This is a genomic window from Shewanella profunda (genome assembly GCF_023283765.1).
GTDB classification, from domain to species: domain Bacteria; phylum Pseudomonadota; class Gammaproteobacteria; order Enterobacterales; family Shewanellaceae; genus Shewanella; species Shewanella profunda.
The window spans coordinates 34,118-52,217 of the sequence record NZ_JAKILG010000019.1 but is presented as its reverse complement, the minus strand read 5'-3'; the positions used below and the strand labels follow the sequence as shown (position 1 = coordinate 52,217).

Genomic DNA, 18,100 nt, shown 5'->3' with positions numbered 1-18,100 from the left:
AGTCTCGCTAGCGCGAGGCTCCTTTTTTATGGCAAGATAACCAAGCACAAACATTTTCAGTCCTATTTAAGTTATTAACGTTAGAGTCCTAAAAAAACAACAATTCTAAGGAAGTCATTTAATATGCGTAAAAGTTTTATTGCCATTGCCATCGGCGCCACTCTCACCGCCGGATTGACGGCAGGTTGCAGCAACACAGAGAACGCAGCAACTAATGCTATTTCAATACCAGCCCAAAACCCTTTGCTACAAGCCAGTACGCTGCAATACCAAACGCCAGACTTTAGCCTCATCAAGGATGAGCATTTTAAACCAGCACTCGAGCAAGGCATTGCCGAGCAATATCAACAAATTCTTGCTATCGCCAATAACCCTGCGGCGCCCACCTTTGAGAACACTATTGTTGCAATGGAAAAAAGCGGTGCACTACTGGACCGAGCATCCAGCGTGTTTTATAACTTAGCGGGTTCAAACAGCAATCCTGAGCTACGTAAAATCCAAGGGGAAATGGCCCCAAAAATGGCAGCTCACTCGGATAATATCAATTTAAATCCCGCCCTATTTGCCCGAATCGAAGCCATTTATAATGACCGTGCCAACGTAGGCTTAACCCCAGAAGCCCAGCGCTTAGTTGAGGTTTATCACCAACGCTTTATCATGGCTGGCGCTAAATTGACTGACGAACAGAAAGTCAAAATTCGCGCATTAAATGAAGAACAATCAACATTAACGAATGAATTTTCCCAGCGTTTACTCCGCTTAACCAAAGAAATCGCTATCGTCGTTGATTCAAAGGATGAACTGGCAGGATTAACCGACAGTGAAATCACTTCGGCCGCCAACGATGCCAAAGCGGCAGGTCACGATGGTAAATATCTTATCAATATCACCAACACCACTCGTCAACCTGTGTTGGCATCACTGGAAAACCGCGAGCTGCGCCAACGTATTTGGGAAGCCTCTGCTAATCGTGGTTTAACGGGTGAAAACGAAACGGCATCGCTCGTATCGCGTTTAGCGCAGCTTCGTGCCGAACGAGCGGCATTGCTAGGATACGAAAACTGGGCGACTTATCGCTTAGCGCCGCAAATGGCAAAAACGCCTGAGGCGGTTTACAGCATGTTCGGCTCTATGGTGCCAGCGGTTGTTGCCAATACCCAAAAAGAAGCAGCCGACATTCAAGCCATGATCACTAAAACCGGTGGCAAGTTTGAACTAGCCCCTTGGGATTGGGAATTTTATGCTGAAAAAGTTCGCAAAGAAAAATACGCACTCGATGCCAACAGTGTTCGCCCTTACTTCGAGTTTAACCGTGTACTAGAAGATGGCGTGTTCTACACACTTAAAGAACTTTACGGCGTCACCCTAAAACCACGCCCAGATTTACCCGTGTACCATCCCGATGTAAAAGCCTATGAAATGTTTGATGCCGATGGTTCAAGCATGGCCATCTTCTACGCCGACTATTTTGCCCGCGAAGGTAAACGTGGTGGCGCTTGGATGAGTTCGTTTGTGGGTCAATCTTTCTTAGAAGGCACTAAGCCAGTTGTCGTCAATGTGATGAACATTAAAAAGGCGCCAGCGGGAGAACCCACGTTTGTCAGTTATAACGAAGTCACCACTATGTTCCATGAAATGGGTCACGGTACCCATGGCATGTTCTCAAAAGTGACTTATCCAAGTCTGGCTGGCACCTCGGTTTCCCGTGACTTTGTCGAATTCCCATCAACATTTGAAGAAGATTGGGCCGCCCATCCAAAAGTGTTAGCGAACTACGCGAAACACTACGAAACCGGTAAACCGATCCCCGATGAACTACTGCAAAAGTTACTGAAATCCGGCAGCTTCAACCAAGGCTTTGACACTCTGGAATACATGGCCGCCGCATTAGTCGATATGGAATGGCATTCATTAAGCCCAGATACGCCGCTACAGGATGTTGCCACCTTTGAAGCCAATGCACTTAAAAAACACGGTTTAAACATCAGTGCCGTACCGCCACGCTATAAGTCGACCTACTTTGCCCACGCCTTCCCCGGCGGTTACTCGGCAAGTTACTACGCTTACATGTGGAGTGAAATTTTAGCTGCCGATGCCTTCGCCTATGTGCAAACTCAGGGGGGGCTCAATCGTGAAATTGGCATGAAGTACCATAAGACAATCCGTGAAGTGGGTAATAGTATCGCGCCGATGGAAGCCTACAAAAACTTCCGAGGTCAAGAACCAACCACCGAGGGTTTACTTAACCGCCGCGGGTTAAATACCGCAAATAAGTAAAGCTGACGTATTAAACTATTAGTGTCCCTATTCGTCCTATAAAAAATCAGCCAGCAATTGCTGGCTGATTTTTTTATACCAAATAAACTCCGTACTATTTCACAGGGCCGGTTGATTTTATTCTCAACCAAATAACACTCACCACCAACAACACACTACAGGTCGCTAAACCTGCACTGACCGATTCTGTAAACCCGAGTACTAGGTATCCCATCAGGCTGATAAAAGCTACTATCAAGGCATAGGGCAACTGAGTGACCACATGATCGATATGATGGCAGCTCGCGCCCGTTGACGACAAAATCGTCGTATCTGAGATAGGTGAACAGTGATCGCCAAAAACCGCGCCAGCTAAGACTGAGGCCAACATAGGTAACATCATCCCAGTATGACTCCCCATCGCCATATCGGCCGCAATCGGTAGCATAATGCCAAAAGTACCCCAACTCGTACCCGTAGAAAACGCAGTTAATCCCGCCAGAATAAACATAAGCGCAGGTAAGAAAGCAAAAGGAATATTGCCCGTCGCTAGACTCGCCATAAACTTACCGGTTTCGAGTTGACCAATAATGCCCGCAATCGTCCAAGCAAATAACAGGATATAAATCGCGGGTAGCATAGAGCGAGCGCCCTGCACTACGCCTTTTACAATCATCGACTTTTCAACCCCTTGTACTATGTTAACCACCAAAGCAACGGCTAACCCGAACAGGGAACCCAAAAATAATGATGAACTCACATCCGTTTTTTCAAAGGCTGAAATAATACTAAACTCAATGCCTTCAGTGGCGAGCACCTGCGCGCCGCTGTTAATCATAAAATATAAGGTTGCGAATACCAGCACAGTGATCGGCAGGAATAATCCTAGAATTTTACCCGTTTCAGCCTCGGGTAAATCCGTATTAGCGCCAGGTGGTAATCCTTTCGTTTCATCGTATAAATTCCCCCGTTGGGCATTTAATTCATGCTCACGCATCGGCCCAATATCGAGGCCCATAAAAGCCACACAAAGTAATAATAGCAAAGAGAAAATAGCGTAGAAGTTCATTGGGATCATTTGAATAAACACGCTCAAATGTCCAGAATCCGCAAAACCATGGGCCGTTAAAATACCGCCTATTAAGGCAATAATATAAGCACCCCAGCTAGATACAGGTGAAATAACGCAAACGGGTGCTGCAGTTGAATCTAATAAATAAGCTAACTTAGCGCGGGAAATATAATAGCGATCAGTCACGGGTTTTGCGACTGACCCTACAACTAAGCTATTGAAATAGTCGTCAATAAAAACAACGCAACCTAAAAACATGGTCAGTAATTTGGCATCGCGCTTATTACGAATATGCAAACGAGCCCAATCAGCGAATGCACGGGCGCTGCCACTAACAGTAATTAATGCCGTGATCATTCCCAATACAATTAAAAAACCGAGAATATATAAATTCCAAGCATTCGCAGCGCCATCAGCCCAAAAAAGGCCTTTTACGCTACTAAATAAAAACTCTCCACTGGCAATGGGCGAATATTGATTGAGCAATAAAACACCAATTACAATTCCTAATCCAAGGGAAAGTAGGACTCGGCGAGTAAAAATCGCCAATACAATCGCTACCACAGGCGGCAGCAAAGAAAGCGCCGAATCGGCATAACTCATAACAGTCATTGATTATTTCTTCGTCAAAATACGAATGGAGGGCGACTGAACTGGTGGGGAAAGGCAATAGATACCCAGGTCACCTGTCCTATCAGTAGCGCTCCATAGTAACTATTTCCAATATCCATATTAGAAAATACTATGGCAGTGCTGCACCTATTCGGTACAACCCCAGCAGTTGATCGTGATAAATCCAACCACTTCGGCACCAAATCCTTTCGTAATCGATCACCGGAATCACCCTACTGATCACTACTGATATTTGGCGCGCCTCTACTTCTAAGAACGCCCATTCACGGGCGTGAGGCACATAAAAACATAAGCGGCTAAGCAGATGCTACCGCAAAGCCGCTTACTGTGACCGAGATCACAGATAAAATCAACTTAGACTTGCAATCAGCTCCGGAACAGCCTCAAACAAATCCGCTTCGAGGCCATAATCGGCGACTTGGAATATCGGTGCTTCAGGATCTTTATTGATAGCAACGATGACTTTAGCGTCTTTCATCCCCGCTAAATGCTGGATTGCCCCTGAAATACCGACAGCAATATAGAGATTTGGCGCGACAATTTTACCCGTCTGACCCACTTGCAAATCATTAGGCACAAAACCCGCATCAACCGCTGCTCGCGAGGCTCCAACGGCAGCCCCAAGTTTGTCGGCTAATTGCTCTAACATACCGAAGTTTTCACCACTGCCCATACCACGACCACCTGACACAATAATGCCAGCATTACCTAATTCGGGACGCGCTGAAACGGTAAGTGATTGAGAAACAAATTGTGTCTTAGCTTCAAATACTTTATCGAGCTTAGTCACAGCAGCACTATTCCCTTCTGGCACAGCATCAAATGCACTGGCGCGCACTGTCATGACTTTAATCCCATCATGGCTCTGTACCGTTGATAAGGCACTACCTGCATAAACAGGGCGTACAAACGTATCTGCACTAACGATGGCAATCACTTCAGAAATTTGTGCAACATCTAAAAGCGCCGCTACACGTGGTAAGGTGTCTTTGCCCATGCTCGATGCGGCAGAAAGAATATGACCATACTGAGGGGCTAAATCCACCAGCAGTTTAGCTACATTTTCAGCTAAATGTGCTTCATAGGCGCTGGCATCGGCCACTAACACTTGGCTTACACCTTGTAGCGCCTGTGCAGCTTGCACTACAGCGCCACATTGGTGACCCACAACAAGTACATGGACTTCATCACCAATCGCACGTGCCGCGTTAACAACCTTAGCCGTATCGAGTTTCAACGCCGCATTATCATGTTCAGCTAATACTAAAATGGCCATTTAGATCACCTTCGCTTCATTTTTTAACTTTTCAACTAGCTCAGCTACCGACGCTACCATGATGCCAGCTTTGCGTTCCGCAGGGGGCGTTACCTTTACCACTGATTGATGATTTTTTAACGTCACGCCTAAATCAGCGACAGTCATCACATCCAATGGCTTACGTTTAGCTTTCATTATGTTGGGTAAAGAAGCATAACGAGGTTCATTCAATCTTAAGTCGGCGGTAACAACAGCGGGTAAGGGTAAATTCAGCGTCTGCATACCACCATCTATTTCGCGGGTGACCTGCACAGAATGACCATCAACTTTGATTTGTGATGCAAACGTGGCTTGTGGCATATCAGTCAAGGCTGCAAACATTTGTCCCGTTTGGTTGTTATCACCATCAATGGACTGTTTACCAAAAATCACTAATTCTGCTTGTTCTTTTTCCTGTACCGCTTTGAGTAGCTTAGCAATAGAAACTGGAACTAAATCATCTTCAGTATCGATATGAATTGCTCTGTCTGCGCCGAGAGCTAATGCGGTACGCAGTTGTTCTTGAACAGCTTTATTACCAATGCTCACGACCACCACCTCAGTAGCACTGCCCGCTTCTTTTAAACGAACGGCTTCTTCTACTGCGATCTCACAAAAAGGGTTCAACGCCATTTTTAGGTTTGCGGTATCAACGCTTGTGTTGTCAGCTTTGACCCTGACCTTCACATTGGCATCAACTACACGCTTAACAGGCACCAATACTTTCATAGGGTTTCCTTCCTACACTTTCATGTACATGGACAAAACATTGGCAACAACCAATGCAGATAGAGCAACTTTACGTCCTGTTGACGTTAACGTCAATCAAACTCAAACGACTGTTTGCATTTTTTGATACAGTGTACTGACCACTTTTTGAACATCTATTAGCCATATATAGAAAAGTTCAAAATTTAAATAATATTTAATTTCGCTATATTGCGTAATTTTATTTGATTCGAGGTCTATTAGTTTCTATCATTTAGAGGTTGTTCACCATTATCCTGTATTAAAAATTAAAGTGGGACGAAAATAGATATGAGCGATTTTTTAGAAATATTAACTCACGGGCGTCGTTTTAAAGCTGCGGTAAAAGATCTCAGCATTGAAGATCTACGTGATTTAGCCTCAAAGCTCGATAAAATTTTATCTGAGCGTGAGTCAATGGCTGAAGAAGAACAGCAAATTGTTGCTGCTCGTAATGCTAAGATTGAAGAAATCCGTCAGCAAATGGAAGCTGTCGGTTTATCCATTGATGACCTCGGTGGTGTAGCAGTTAAAGCACCAAGCAAAAAACGTCCACCTCGCCCAGCCAAATATCAAATTGAAGTTGACGGTGAAATGATCCAGTGGACAGGTCAAGGCCGTATGCCAACTGTATTTAAGAACGAAGTCAACAAAGGCCGTTCTATGGATGATTTTTTAATCTAATCCATACAAACTCGCAGTAAATAGGGTAATCCTAGTTCATGCTGCTGAGTATCATAAAAAAGCTCGCCGTTTAAGCGAGCTTTTTTATGTCTTTAATTTGACTAGAAACACAATTCTCCCTTCTAAGTAAACGCTAAAATTGCGTTACAATTCAACCTTAGTATTTACAATCGCTTTAAGTTACTCTTTATCACCACTCTTTTAAAATTGAATAAAAATGCAGATAAACAATAAGATAATAATAAGCTGCAGCATAATAAGCAGCTTAGTATCCCAGACGATATTCGCTGCGCCAAATCCGGTAACGCCTGTAAGTAAGTTAACGGCACTTACCCATGCAGAATTAATTATCTCTCCGGGTAAACGGCTCAATAATGCAACTTTATTAATTGAAAACAATAGAATTAAAGCCATTATTGAACAGGGTGATATCCCCGCTGCCGCTTTACAAATCGATCTAACGGGTTACACCATTTATCCAGGATTTATCGATCCTTTTACCGATTATGGGATTGAGTTTGAATATCCTAAACTTGGGCTAACACGCCCTGTTTATGATATTAAACGTATCGGTGGAAATGCCGAAAATGGGGCGATTCATTCTGAAAAAGAATGGTTTAATTATGTTTATCCGAATAAAGAACGCGCCAAAGACTGGATCAATAATGGTTTTACTAGCGTCCAAACTAGCAAACTCGATGGTATTTTTCGCGGTACAGGAGTGAGTCTCTCTTTAGCGGATAAAACGGCTAACGAAGTGATTTATCGTGCCCGCAGTCAACCTTTTATGGCGTTTGATAAAGGAAGTTCAGAGCAGGATTATCCGAACTCATTAATGGGCAGTATTGCGCTCATCAGACAAACTTTTGCCGATGCCAACTGGTATAACCAAAATAAAAACAAATCCGTAAATGGTGTAACGAGTAGCCAAGTTGAATTTAATATTGCCTTTGAGCAACTCGATAATTTAACCGAGAAACCAATCGTCTTTGAAACCAACAATCTTAACGATCTATTCCGTGCTGCTAATTTACTTAAAGAGCATAAACTCTCTGGCTACTTACTGGGAAATGGTCAGGAATATGCCCGGATCAGTGAATTGAAGGCATTTAATTACCCTTTGATCCTGCCGTTAAACTATCCTCAAGCACCCGAAGTGGCAACCGATGATGCTGAGCGCGAAGTCTCCCTTGCAGAATTAAGACATTGGGAACGGGCGGCAACAAACCCCGTCGTCGTTGCCAATGCAGAACTTCCCTTCGCATTCACCCAATATGGGATTAAAAGCGATGCCTTCTGGCCTCGCCTACGTCAAGCCATCGCCCAAGGGTTAACCGAAGAAAAAGCCCTCGCAGCGCTCACGACTCAAGCAGCCGAAATGATAGGCACCGCTGAGTTTGCAGGAAAACTCGCTCCCGGTTATATGGCTGACTTTGTTGTTACAAAAGGCAATATTTTTAAGGATGGTCAGATTTATAGTGTTTGGCTGCAGGGCCAAGAACAGAGTATTAACTCGCTATCGCAGGAGCAATTACTCGGTGATTATCAACTCAGCTTTAACAACTTCAGTTTAGATTTGTCCCTGCAAAAAACCGAAGTAAAAGCAGGAGATTCCAGTATTAAAGGCACCCTAAGCAGTGGTGAGCGAAGTATATCCCTTACCCATATTAAGTTAGAGGATAATGGCAGACTCAGCTTCAATGCCGATCTTAGCAGCGCGGGGATCATTGGGATCAGCCGTTTCACCCTATGGTTAGGCACAGATGGGATCCAAGGCCGCATGGTCGATGCACAAAGCCGCACCACTAATGTAGCAGGTGTGACTATCGTTCAAAGCGCAGCAACAATTAAAAGCGCAGCAACGGCTAAAAGTGCAATGTCTGCTACCGACCAAGAACACAAACAATCAACCAAAGTGGATATCAGCGCAAATCTCGTGAGTCAACTCACCTTCCCCAATGTGGCTTATGGACTCAGTGAGGCACCAAAAGTCGAGAAGCTGCATATCAAAAATGCCACCCTGTGGACATCGGATAAACAAGGGATTCTCGAACATGCCGATCTTTTGATGGCTAATGGTCGTATCGAAAAAGTGGGTCAGCAACTAAGCACACCTTCAGGCTATCAAGTGCTCGATGCTACGGGTAAGCACCTTACGGCGGGGATTATCGACGAGCACTCCCATATCGCCATCAATGGTGGAACAAACGAAGGTACCGATGCGGTCACCTCAGAAGTGCGTATTGGCGATATCATTAATCCCGAAGATATCTCAATCTATCGCGCCTTAGCCGGTGGCGTCACCAGCGCGCAATTACTCCATGGCAGTGCGAACCCTATTGGCGGTCAATCCCAACTGATTAAAATGAAATGGGGCGAGAGTGCAGAACAACTTAAATTTGCCAATGCGCCTGCCAGTATTAAATTTGCCTTAGGTGAAAATGTTAAACAAAGCAATTGGGGTGAAAAATTTGTGCAGCGTTTCCCGCAAACTCGCATGGGGGTTAAAGCATTATTCGAAGAAACCTTCGATGCCGCACTTGCCTATGAAAAGGTCTTAAAAGCCTATGATGATCTGCGTTCAACCGATAAGAAAAAAGCCATTGCCCCACGCCCAAGTTACCGTCTTCAAGCGGTAGCCGAAGTCTTAAAACAGCAACGAGATGTGCATATTCACTCCTATGTACAATCTGAAATTCTGATGTTTTTACGTTTAGCCGAGGCCTATCGCTTTAAAGTACAAACCTTTACCCACGTACTCGAAGGTTACAAAGTGGCGAGTGAACTAGCGGCCCATGGCGCGGGCGCATCCACCTTTGCCGATTGGTGGGCCTATAAATTCGAGGTGTATGACGCCATTCCCCAAAATGCTTGCCTGATGCAAAACAAAGGAGTACTCACTAGCATTAACTCCGATGATTATGAAATGCAGCGCAGACTCAACCAAGAAGCGGCTAAGTCCATGATGTATTGTGATATGTCGAAGGAAGATGCTTGGAACATGGTCACGATAAACCCGGCTAAGCAATTAAGAGTCGATGAATTTGTTGGCTCACTCACCCCAGGGAAAATGGCCGATCTCGTCCTATGGAACGCTGAACCGCTGTCAATTTACGCCAAAGTGACTCAGGCATGGGTGGAAGGTAAACGCTATTTTGATCGCGACCAAGACCAACTCGCCCAGCAAGCCGTGGTGAACGAGCGCGCAGCGCTTATTCAAAAAATTCTCAATAGTGATGATAAAGCTAAAGCCGGTGAAAAAGTCACACCGCTAAACGAGCCACAATGGCACTGCGATACCCAGTATAATGCCTGGGGCCACAATCATCAGGGAGCACAATAATGCAATATTTACCAACGACACTCCTTCTTACGATGTTAATGGTGGCAATGCCCGTCATCGCCAACGATATAGTGCCCGCACCAAAACAAAGTCGTAACGTACTGATTAAAAACGCTACCGTGCACACCGTTAGCCAAGGCGTGCTCAGCAATACTGACGTTTTGATTGAAAATGGCAAAATTACAGCGGTGGGCTCCCACTTAGACTCGACGCCCACTACGGCAGAAATTAACGAGACTCAAATTGTCGATGCCAGCGGTAAACACTTATATCCCGGCCTTATTGCCCTCGATACTAGCCTAGGTTTAGTTGAAATTGACATGAGCCGCCCAACGGTCGATAAAGCCGAGGTGGGAGATATCAATCCACATATCAGTGCCGCCAGTGCCTATAATCCAGACTCAGAACTGATCCCAACGATTCGCTACAACGGCATAACCCATGCCCAAATCGTCCCGAGTGGTGAGGGTTTAGCGGGGCAATCTGTCGTTGTAAACCTCGACGCTTGGACGATTGAAGATGCGCTCACCCCCAGCACAGCACAATTCCATGTCTATTGGCCGCAAATCAAACGCATGCCAGAGGATGACAAGGAAAAAATCAAGGTCATAGAGAAAAATCAAGACGCTATCAATAAGCTCAATATCGCCTTTGAAGATGGCTACCGTTACTTCTTAAGTGATAAAGCCATAGGTAAAGATGAGACATCCGCAACTCATAATCTACGCTGGCAGGCCATGTTGCCACTATACCAAGGCAAAGCGACCCTATTTGCCCATGCCGATAGTGTTGGGCAAATTGAGCAGGTTATTGCTCTGGCTAAAAAATACCAATTCAAACTGGTGATTGTCGGCGGGTATGATGCATGGCGTTTAGCCTCAAGCCTTAGGGAAGTTAAGGCGAGTGTCATTTATCCCCACACCTTCAGCCTGCCCAAACGTAAAGATGAACCCATAGATTTACCCTTTAAAATTCCATCTTTACTCACTAATGCACAAATCCCCTTCGCTCTTGGGTTCTCATCGGACTGGGATAGCCGTAACCTGCCCTATGCCGCAGGTTATAGCGCGGCCTACGGCCTAACGCCTGAGCAAGCCCTTAAATCAGTAACCTTAGATGCTGCAACACTTTTAGGTATTGATGACCTAGGGGCTATTGCCGTAGGTTATCGAGGCAGTGTAGTGCTTTCTGAGGGGGATATTCTCGATCCCATGACCAACAAAATCGAAGCTATGTGGATTGATGGCCGGCAGATAGATTTGAATAATCGTCATCAGCAGCTTTATCAAAAGTACCTTAAGCGGTAGAATTTGCTCAGATAAATAATATCGTATCGCGCAGTCCACTGGACTACGCAATTTTCCCTCAACCTCAGGTCAAACCATGAAAATCATCCTCTCAAGTGCATTAGTGTTACTGCTCAGTGCCTGTGCAAGCGATTACAGTTTTAACAGTAATTTGGACGGTGAGGCGATTAATGACTACTTCAAGGCATCCGATGTCACCCTCTACGAAGGTGATACCCTGCCTAAAGGCCATTATGAATTAAAAGGTTTAGTGCAAGGCGAATCTTGCCAAGCCGATGTTAATGCTGTGCCCGCATCGCTAGCCGATGCAAGAACCGAAGCCCGTAGAACTGCCGCGGATAAAGGTGCGAACGGTATTATCATCAAACAATGTGTCATTTTTGAAGAAGCCGCCCAAGGTTGTATTAGCCGCGCACTATGCGTTGGTCAAGCAGTAAAAACGGCTACAACAGAGTAAGCCTCACGCATATTAAGCATACTGCTCGCGGCGTGATCCTATAATGATCTAAGATTGCCCCTATCAACCGCTTAATGGCTAACGCTTCATGACCAACGCTGCATTATTAGCGCACAAAGATGAACTCTTAATAATGAGATTAAGCGGTTGTTATACTTACCCTTTAGGTAATTTTTTGCATGACATTCACCAACCAAATTGTCGCCGTTGCGATATGCCGCACGCCCTATAAACAAAAGTTTGGCATTCCAAGACAACCGGGACTCGTTGAAGCACGCGGCTATGTCGAACTCGAGCCCCATGTGAATCATATCGATGCGGTGCGTGGCATAGAGCAATATTCCCACCTCTGGTTGCTGTTTTGTTTCCATGAGAATCTTGCCCAAGGTTGGAAAACCACAGTGCGGCCACCACGATTAGGCGGTAATGAAAAACTCGGCGTGTTCGCTACTCGCTCCACTTTTCGCCCCAATGGCATAGGTCAATCTGTGGTCAAATTGCATGGCGTAGTGCAACGCAAGGGCAAAGTGTGTCTCGAAATTTCCGGCATGGATCTCGTCGATGGTACGCCGATTATCGATATTAAGCCCTATATTCCCTTTTCGGATTCAATTGTCGATGCGATTGGCGGGATTGCCCAAGACGCGCCTAAACTGATTTCAGTGGTGTATTCCGATAATGCCAAGGCACAGATTGAACATTATACCCAGCAGGAAACCTACACAGATTTAGCCGTACTTATCCGTGGAGTATTGGGACAAGATCCGCGCCCAGCCTACAAAAAAGCCAAGGACGATCCTAAGTTATATCAAGTCGCCCTCTATGATTTAGATATCTTCTGGCAAATGGCGGTCGATGACAATGATCAAGAATACATCTTGGTATTAGAACTCAAACCGGGGAAATGTGGCTAAATGTCCGCGCTAACGCCTTCATCAGAGCCTGATTATCAACGCCAACATAAGAAGCGTCTTTCTTGGATGCCATGGTTGTATTTTTCTTTAAAAGAGAAACATTTAGTCTGGGCAAAACCTTGGCAGGATGATACTCAAGCAAGACTTTGCGCCCTCGAAACAATAACTATCGGCGAGCAATGCTTTATCGCCCCCGAAGCCCAGTTATTTGCCGAACCCAATCGTGATATCCGCATGGGTAATCGTTGCATGATCGCCGCCGATTGTTTTTTACACGGGCCTATCACGCTAGGGGACGAAGTGGCGATTAATCATGGTTGCTCCTTCGATGGCGGCAGAGTCGGTATTCAGATTGGCAGCCAGACCCGCATCGCCAATAATGTCACTCTTTACGCCTTCAATCATGGCATGGCGCCCGATACGCCCATCTATCAACAGCCTGCCAACTCCAAGGGCATTATCATAGGTCAAGATGTGTGGATTGGCGCTCAGGCAGGCATAGTCGATGGTGTGACCATTGGCGATCACGCCGTGGTCGGTATGGGCAGCATAGTGACTAAAGATGTGCCCGACTGGGCGATAGTGGCGGGCAACCCCGCCAAAGTGATTGGCGATAGGCGCGATAAAGCTAAATCGACCAGCACAAATCGCCGGTAAAATCGCTTTCCTTTGCCTCAGTAATCTTCTCAAAAATGCTATTTGTCTCCCAGCTAGTTGAATTTAACCTAAATCCCTAGGTGACATCATCAGAGCAGGTGATAAAATGGCGACCATTCAACTCAAATTTGGACATCGGTAATGCGCGTCAGCAAGTACCTGCTATCAACACAGAAAGAAACTCCTGCCAACGCAGAAGTCATTAGTCATCAATTAATGTTACGTGCGGGCATGATCCGTCGTAATGCGTCGGGCCTTTACAGCTACCTCCCCACAGGCCTGCGCGTATTGCGTAAAGTCGAAGCCATTGTTCGTGAAGAAATGAACAAAGCCGGTGCAATTGAAATTCTAATGCCTATGGTACAGCCGGCAGACTTGTGGGTAGAAACGGGTCGTTGGGAAAAGTTTGGTCCTGAACTGTTGCGCTTTAAAGATCGTCATAATCGCGACTTCGTACTGGGCCCAACCCACGAAGAAGTGATCACAGATATCATTCGTAAAGAAGTCAGCTCATACAAGCAATTACCGCTGAACCTTTACCAAATCCAAACTAAATTCCGTGATGAAGTTCGCCCACGTTTTGGTGTGATGCGCTCACGCGAATTCTTGATGAAAGACGCCTACTCTTTCCATCTTGATGTCGATACCATGAATGAAACCTATGAGGCCATGTACACAGCCTATAGCAACATTCTATCGCGCATGGGTTTAGCTTTCCGTCCAGTTTTAGCTGACACAGGTTCAATCGGTGGCAGCATGTCACACGAGTTCCACGTACTGGCACAAAGCGGTGAAGATTTAATTGCTTACTCAACGGGCAGCGATTACGCGGCTAACATTGAGAAAGCCGAATCACCTATGCCAACTGAACCACGCGGCGCAGCAACCGAAGAATTGCGTTTAGTCGATACGCCAAATGCGAAGACGATTGCTGAATTAGTTGAGCAGTTTGATCTTGATATCACTAAGACAGTCAAAACGTTAATCGTAATGGGCGCAACTGAAGCGACTCCTTTGGTAGCATTGATTGTTCGTGGCGACCATGAACTCAACGAAATCAAAGCCGACAAGTTAGATTTAGTCGCATCACCATTGGAAATGGCGCCAGAGGCCCTGATCCGTGATGCCATTGGCGCAGGTCCTGGCTCACTTGGCCCTATCGGTCTTAAAATCCCTATCGTTATCGATCACAGCGTTAGCGTAATGAGTGATTTTGCCGCTGGTGCAAACGTTGATGACAAACATTATTTTGGTATCAACTGGGAACGCGATCTACCAACAGCACAGGTTGCCGATATTCGTAACGTAGTCGAAGGCGAGCCAACACCCGATGGTTCAGGCACTTATGCTATGGCACGCGGTATCGAGGTGGGTCATATTTTCCAACTGGGCACTAACTACTCTAAATCGATGAACGCGACTGTACTTGACGAAAACGGTAAGTCACAGGTGCTACTAATGGGTTGTTACGGCGTTGGCGTGAGCCGCATTGTGGCAGCAGCCATTGAGCAAAACTTCGATGACCGTGGCATCATTTGGCCAGAAGCGATTGCACCATTTAGCGTGGGCATTCTGCCAATGAACATGCACAAATCGCACCGCGTAACCGATATCGCTGAGCAGTTATACAAAGACTTAAGCGAAGCGGGTATCGACGTGTTACTGGACGATCGTAAAGAACGCCCAGGTGTGATGTTTGCCGATATGGAACTGATAGGTATCCCACATACTGTTGTAATTGGCGATCGCAATATCGATGCTGGCGTATTTGAATACAAAAACCGCCGCACCGGTGAAAAACAAGATATCCCATTCGATCAACTGCTCGACTTCCTGAAAAACGCAGTCAAAGGCTAATAAGCCTTAATTCAACTCGAATAGAATGGTAAAACGCACTTAAGCTAAGCTTAAGTGCGTTTTTTATTGTCCTTAGAAATGCAAAAGATAAAGCACTTTTAAATTAATCACATGAAAGCAACTCAAGCATTCCACTTGGGTGTTACATTGATTTAAAAGGGAATGACAATTTCTGCATCCATGCCCGATCAATTGAAAAGCTTGGGTGACGCTGAACTGATTAAATATTTAGTGTGACTGGTATAAAAAAGTCTTTTTAGAAAAATTCACATAAATCCTCCAAAAATCAACTGTTCAGACTTGCTTTTTAACGAGAGGCATTGCTTTAATAAAATTATTAAAACAATCAATAGGGTCAGCAGATTGCCAACATCTACAGCTTTAGTCCTAGGCGGCGGTGGTGCACGGGCCGCATATCAAGTGGGCGTGTTAAAAGCACTCGTCCAGCTTTATCCACGCAATCAAGGCATTCCCTTTAAAATTATTTGTGGTACATCCGCAGGGGCAATAAATGGCACGGCCATAGCGACACATGCTTCATGCTTTCACCTTGGTGTCAGAAAACTTGAGTGGGTATGGCGCCATTTTGAAACTCGAAAAGTCTATCGAGCCTCTATTTGGGGCGTATTGAGTCATCTAGCCAAAATGGCACTCAAGGGCATGCAGGACGATAAAGTGAATACCGATGCGGGGAGTTTGCTCGATAATGATCCCTTAAGACATTTGCTCAACGAGCTTATCGACTTCAAACGCATTGATCGTAATATACGCAGCGGCTCACTCACGGCTCTAAGTGTTGATACATCTTGTTATAACAATTCCCGTTCGGTGACCTTCTTCCAAGCCTCACGGGACATAGACAACTGGACGAGGGCAAGGCGTAGCGGTGAACGCATGATGCTCAACACTGAGCATTTATTAGCCAGCTCAGCGATTCCTATGGTATTCCCATCCATTAAGCTCAATCAGGCTTACTATGGCGATGGTTCGGTTCACCAACTTGCACCATTGTCGAGCCCGATCCACTTAGGTGCCAAAAAACTATTAGTGATTAACTTAGATAGCCCACATAAACATTTTCCGATGGAATTGGAATATCACCCCAAAACAGCCACCATTGCAGGTCATCTGCTTGATACTATCTTTTCGGATACCCTCAATAGCGATCTGGAAAGATTAGAGCGGATCAATAACACCTTAGGTCAGATCCCCGAAGAAAGCCGTGAAAAACTAACTCTGCAACCCATAAAAACCTTAGTAATCAAACCGAGTGAAGACTTAAGTAAACTGGCTGCTCGATTTTATGATGACATGCCTTGGGCAATAAGAATCCTACTTGGTTTTATTGGGATTAATAGGCAATCAGATTCGAGTATTGTTTCTTATTTATTGTTTGAAAAATCCTATACCAGTGCATTAATCGATTTAGGTTATAAAGATACTATGGAGCAAATAAATGAGCTTAAAACGTTTTTTAGCCTGAGTTAACAACACACTGCATCATGAGCCCAACAACCCAATGGAATGACTTTGATTATATACATCAAAAATAATATAAGCCGAAGGCACTCACTTGATCGGTATATGCTTCTTCGTAATGACACAAACCTATTAATAAATAAGGGATATTTTGTAATAGCGGGATGCAATATCAGTCAAAAGTTTTAAGACTTGTTAGGATTTAACATTGATCATTTGAATTGAATCACCTATCATGCCGTACTAGATTAGCTAAAAATTAGGTTAATTTTTTCTAAAAGGGAATCACTATGAAAAAAACTTCATTAGCACTTGTTACTGCTTTAACTATGTTAGGTTCTGTTGCGGCTAACGCTGCTGACACTGGCACTACTACTGGTGGTGCAACTACTGGCGGTGCAGTTGGTACTATGACTGCTGGTGCAATCGCAGCAGGTGCTGTTGTTGCTGGTGTTGTTGTTGCCGCTAACGGCTCTGATGGCAACCCAATCACTAGTACTAGCACTAATTCAACTACTGGTTCTAACTAATCCACCTTGGATAAGCGAAAACAACCGCCGATTGGCGGTTGTTTTTTTTAAAGCATATTTTGAGATAGATAAAACCCATTCTATGGGTTGAAATCACACTCACATCTCTCTACATTTGATATTTATTATTGAGAATAAGCAACTCGGATGCGTATAAATAAAAATCTATTGTCACTACTAACTGTCTCCGTCGTGTTGATGGGTGTTACTGGTTGTAGTCAAAGAATTAGTGCTCTCAACGATACCATTAAGTTAGCATTTATCGGTGAAGATGACGTTAAACTCACGACTGAACAAGTGAAAGCCAATCCCTATGCCAGCATTTATGCCAAGATAGGTGACACCCCTCAGGCATTTGTGGTTTTAGCCTTTGCTGAGCCTAAAGCAACCCTTTCTCATATTAGGCCTGCCCCAGACACCACAGAGCTAAAATGGTTATCTGCAGATAATGGCATGCTAGTGACAGTCAATGGTCGCCTAGTCAAAACCCATAATCTGCTTGATGGTAATTTAGCCGCAGTAGAAAGCCGCGACCCTGATCCTATTCTTTTAGGTTTGCATGTAAGCAGCACCCCAAAAACCTGGACTCGCACCATCGACTGGCAACCCGGTTACCACTACGGCTACAAGGCCAGTTCGCAGTTTAATTTTATTGCCGAAGAAAATATCCTTATCAACGATACCCCAACGCAGCTACTGCACTACAGCGAGGCAGTATCTGTTGAAGGTCTAAATATCCAATACCAAAATGATTTTTGGCTAAGATCAGACAATGGGCATGTTGTAAAAAGTCGTCAGAAAATTGCACCAAATCTGCCTTTTATCGACATCACCTTACTCAAGCCATTTGCGTCTTAGTGGAGGCAC

The 18,100-nt window shown here is 45.0% G+C and carries 14 protein-coding genes and 1 riboswitch; of the genes, 11 read left to right on the top strand and 3 right to left on the bottom strand.

Annotated features, from left to right (window positions below):
- The first annotated feature begins 123 nt into the window (after window positions 1–123).
- Window positions 124–2,277, top strand: a complete 2,154-nt coding sequence (locus tag L2744_RS11195) for a M3 family metallopeptidase (protein WP_248991983.1) — start codon at window positions 124–126, stop codon at window positions 2,275–2,277.
- A gap of 94 nt (window positions 2,278–2,371) precedes the next feature.
- On the opposite strand, the gene L2744_RS11190 is transcribed toward L2744_RS11195, so the two are convergent.
- From L2744_RS11190 to L2744_RS11180, 3 genes are all read right to left on the bottom strand, one after another.
- Window positions 2,372–3,940, bottom strand: coding sequence for a Na+/H+ antiporter NhaC family protein (locus tag L2744_RS11190; protein WP_248991982.1), 1,569 nt, complete (start codon window positions 3,938–3,940; stop codon window positions 2,372–2,374).
- Window positions 3,941–4,018: 78 nt separating this feature from the next.
- A riboswitch (Lysine riboswitch) is annotated at window positions 4,019–4,215 on the bottom strand.
- Window positions 4,216–4,310: 95 nt separating this feature from the next.
- Entirely contained in the window at window positions 4,311–5,237 is a 927-nt protein-coding gene (locus L2744_RS11185) for an electron transfer flavoprotein subunit alpha/FixB family protein (protein WP_248991981.1), read from the bottom strand.
- Complete coding sequence (locus L2744_RS11180) at window positions 5,238–5,987, bottom strand: electron transfer flavoprotein subunit beta/FixA family protein (RefSeq protein ID WP_248991980.1); 750 nt, start codon at window positions 5,985–5,987, stop codon at window positions 5,238–5,240.
- A 309-nt stretch (window positions 5,988–6,296) separates the two neighbouring features.
- On the opposite strand from L2744_RS11180, the gene L2744_RS11175 reads away from it, so the two are divergent.
- The 10 genes from L2744_RS11175 to L2744_RS11130 all read left to right on the top strand — a co-directional run bounded on the left by L2744_RS11175 (window position 6,297) and on the right by L2744_RS11130 (window position 18,091).
- Window positions 6,297–6,689 carry an H-NS histone family protein gene (locus L2744_RS11175; RefSeq protein ID WP_248991979.1) on the top strand — a complete coding sequence of 131 codons (393 nt, stop codon included), beginning with the start codon at window positions 6,297–6,299 and terminating at the stop codon, window positions 6,687–6,689.
- 217 nt (window positions 6,690–6,906) lie between these two features.
- Window positions 6,907–10,032: an amidohydrolase family protein gene (locus tag L2744_RS11170; RefSeq protein ID WP_248991978.1), complete on the top strand. Its 3,126-nt coding sequence runs from the start codon at window positions 6,907–6,909 to the stop codon at window positions 10,030–10,032.
- Window positions 10,032–11,339: an amidohydrolase family protein gene (locus tag L2744_RS11165; RefSeq protein ID WP_248991977.1), complete on the top strand. Its 1,308-nt coding sequence runs from the start codon at window positions 10,032–10,034 to the stop codon at window positions 11,337–11,339. Before L2744_RS11170 ends, L2744_RS11165 begins: the two co-directional genes overlap by 1 nt.
- A gap of 76 nt (window positions 11,340–11,415) precedes the next feature.
- Complete coding sequence (gene rcsF / locus L2744_RS11160; RefSeq protein ID WP_248991976.1) at window positions 11,416–11,796, top strand: Rcs stress response system protein RcsF; 381 nt, start codon at window positions 11,416–11,418, stop codon at window positions 11,794–11,796.
- A gap of 179 nt (window positions 11,797–11,975) precedes the next feature.
- Window positions 11,976–12,710 (top strand): tRNA (N6-threonylcarbamoyladenosine(37)-N6)-methyltransferase TrmO, encoded by a 735-nt coding sequence (tsaA, locus tag L2744_RS11155; RefSeq protein WP_248991975.1) that lies wholly within the window; start codon window positions 11,976–11,978, stop codon window positions 12,708–12,710.
- A complete protein-coding gene (locus L2744_RS11150; protein ID WP_248991974.1) occupies window positions 12,711–13,367 on the top strand; it encodes an acyltransferase in 657 nt (218 codons plus the stop codon).
- A 141-nt stretch (window positions 13,368–13,508) separates the two neighbouring features.
- On the top strand, window positions 13,509–15,224 hold the full coding sequence (locus L2744_RS11145; protein WP_248991973.1) for a proline--tRNA ligase: 1,716 nt from the start codon (window positions 13,509–13,511) through the stop codon (window positions 15,222–15,224).
- A gap of 363 nt (window positions 15,225–15,587) precedes the next feature.
- Window positions 15,588–16,712: a patatin-like phospholipase family protein gene (locus L2744_RS11140; protein WP_248991972.1), complete on the top strand. Its 1,125-nt coding sequence runs from the start codon at window positions 15,588–15,590 to the stop codon at window positions 16,710–16,712.
- Window positions 16,713–16,993: 281 nt separating this feature from the next.
- Window positions 16,994–17,233, top strand: a complete 240-nt coding sequence (locus L2744_RS11135; protein ID WP_248991971.1) for a hypothetical protein — start codon at window positions 16,994–16,996, stop codon at window positions 17,231–17,233.
- A gap of 147 nt (window positions 17,234–17,380) precedes the next feature.
- Window positions 17,381–18,091: a YjbF family lipoprotein gene (locus L2744_RS11130; RefSeq protein ID WP_248991970.1), complete on the top strand. Its 711-nt coding sequence runs from the start codon at window positions 17,381–17,383 to the stop codon at window positions 18,089–18,091.
- The last annotated feature ends 9 nt before the right edge of the window (window positions 18,092–18,100 follow it).

What these genes read in the sequence shown, in the direction of transcription:
- L2744_RS11195 (WP_248991983.1), top strand. Translation starts at nt 124, where the DNA reads ATGCGTAAAAGTTTTATTGCCATTGCCATCGGCGCCACTCTCACCGCC.
- L2744_RS11130 (WP_248991970.1), top strand. Translation starts at nt 17,381, where the DNA reads ATGCGTATAAATAAAAATCTATTGTCACTACTAACTGTCTCCGTCGTG.
- L2744_RS11170 (WP_248991978.1), top strand. Translation starts at nt 6,907, where the DNA reads ATGCAGATAAACAATAAGATAATAATAAGCTGCAGCATAATAAGCAGC.
- L2744_RS11150 (WP_248991974.1), top strand. Translation starts at nt 12,711, where the DNA reads ATGTCCGCGCTAACGCCTTCATCAGAGCCTGATTATCAACGCCAACAT.
- L2744_RS11185 (WP_248991981.1), bottom strand. Translation starts at nt 5,237, where the DNA reads ATGGCCATTTTAGTATTAGCTGAACATGATAATGCGGCGTTGAAACTC.
- L2744_RS11145 (WP_248991973.1), top strand. Translation starts at nt 13,509, where the DNA reads ATGCGCGTCAGCAAGTACCTGCTATCAACACAGAAAGAAACTCCTGCC.
- tsaA (WP_248991975.1), top strand. Translation starts at nt 11,976, where the DNA reads ATGACATTCACCAACCAAATTGTCGCCGTTGCGATATGCCGCACGCCC.
- L2744_RS11135 (WP_248991971.1), top strand. Translation starts at nt 16,994, where the DNA reads ATGAAAAAAACTTCATTAGCACTTGTTACTGCTTTAACTATGTTAGGT.
- L2744_RS11180 (WP_248991980.1), bottom strand. Translation starts at nt 5,987, where the DNA reads ATGAAAGTATTGGTGCCTGTTAAGCGTGTAGTTGATGCCAATGTGAAG.
- L2744_RS11165 (WP_248991977.1), top strand. Translation starts at nt 10,032, where the DNA reads ATGCAATATTTACCAACGACACTCCTTCTTACGATGTTAATGGTGGCA.
- L2744_RS11190 (WP_248991982.1), bottom strand. Translation starts at nt 3,940, where the DNA reads ATGACTGTTATGAGTTATGCCGATTCGGCGCTTTCTTTGCTGCCGCCT.
- L2744_RS11175 (WP_248991979.1), top strand. Translation starts at nt 6,297, where the DNA reads ATGAGCGATTTTTTAGAAATATTAACTCACGGGCGTCGTTTTAAAGCT.
- rcsF (WP_248991976.1), top strand. Translation starts at nt 11,416, where the DNA reads ATGAAAATCATCCTCTCAAGTGCATTAGTGTTACTGCTCAGTGCCTGT.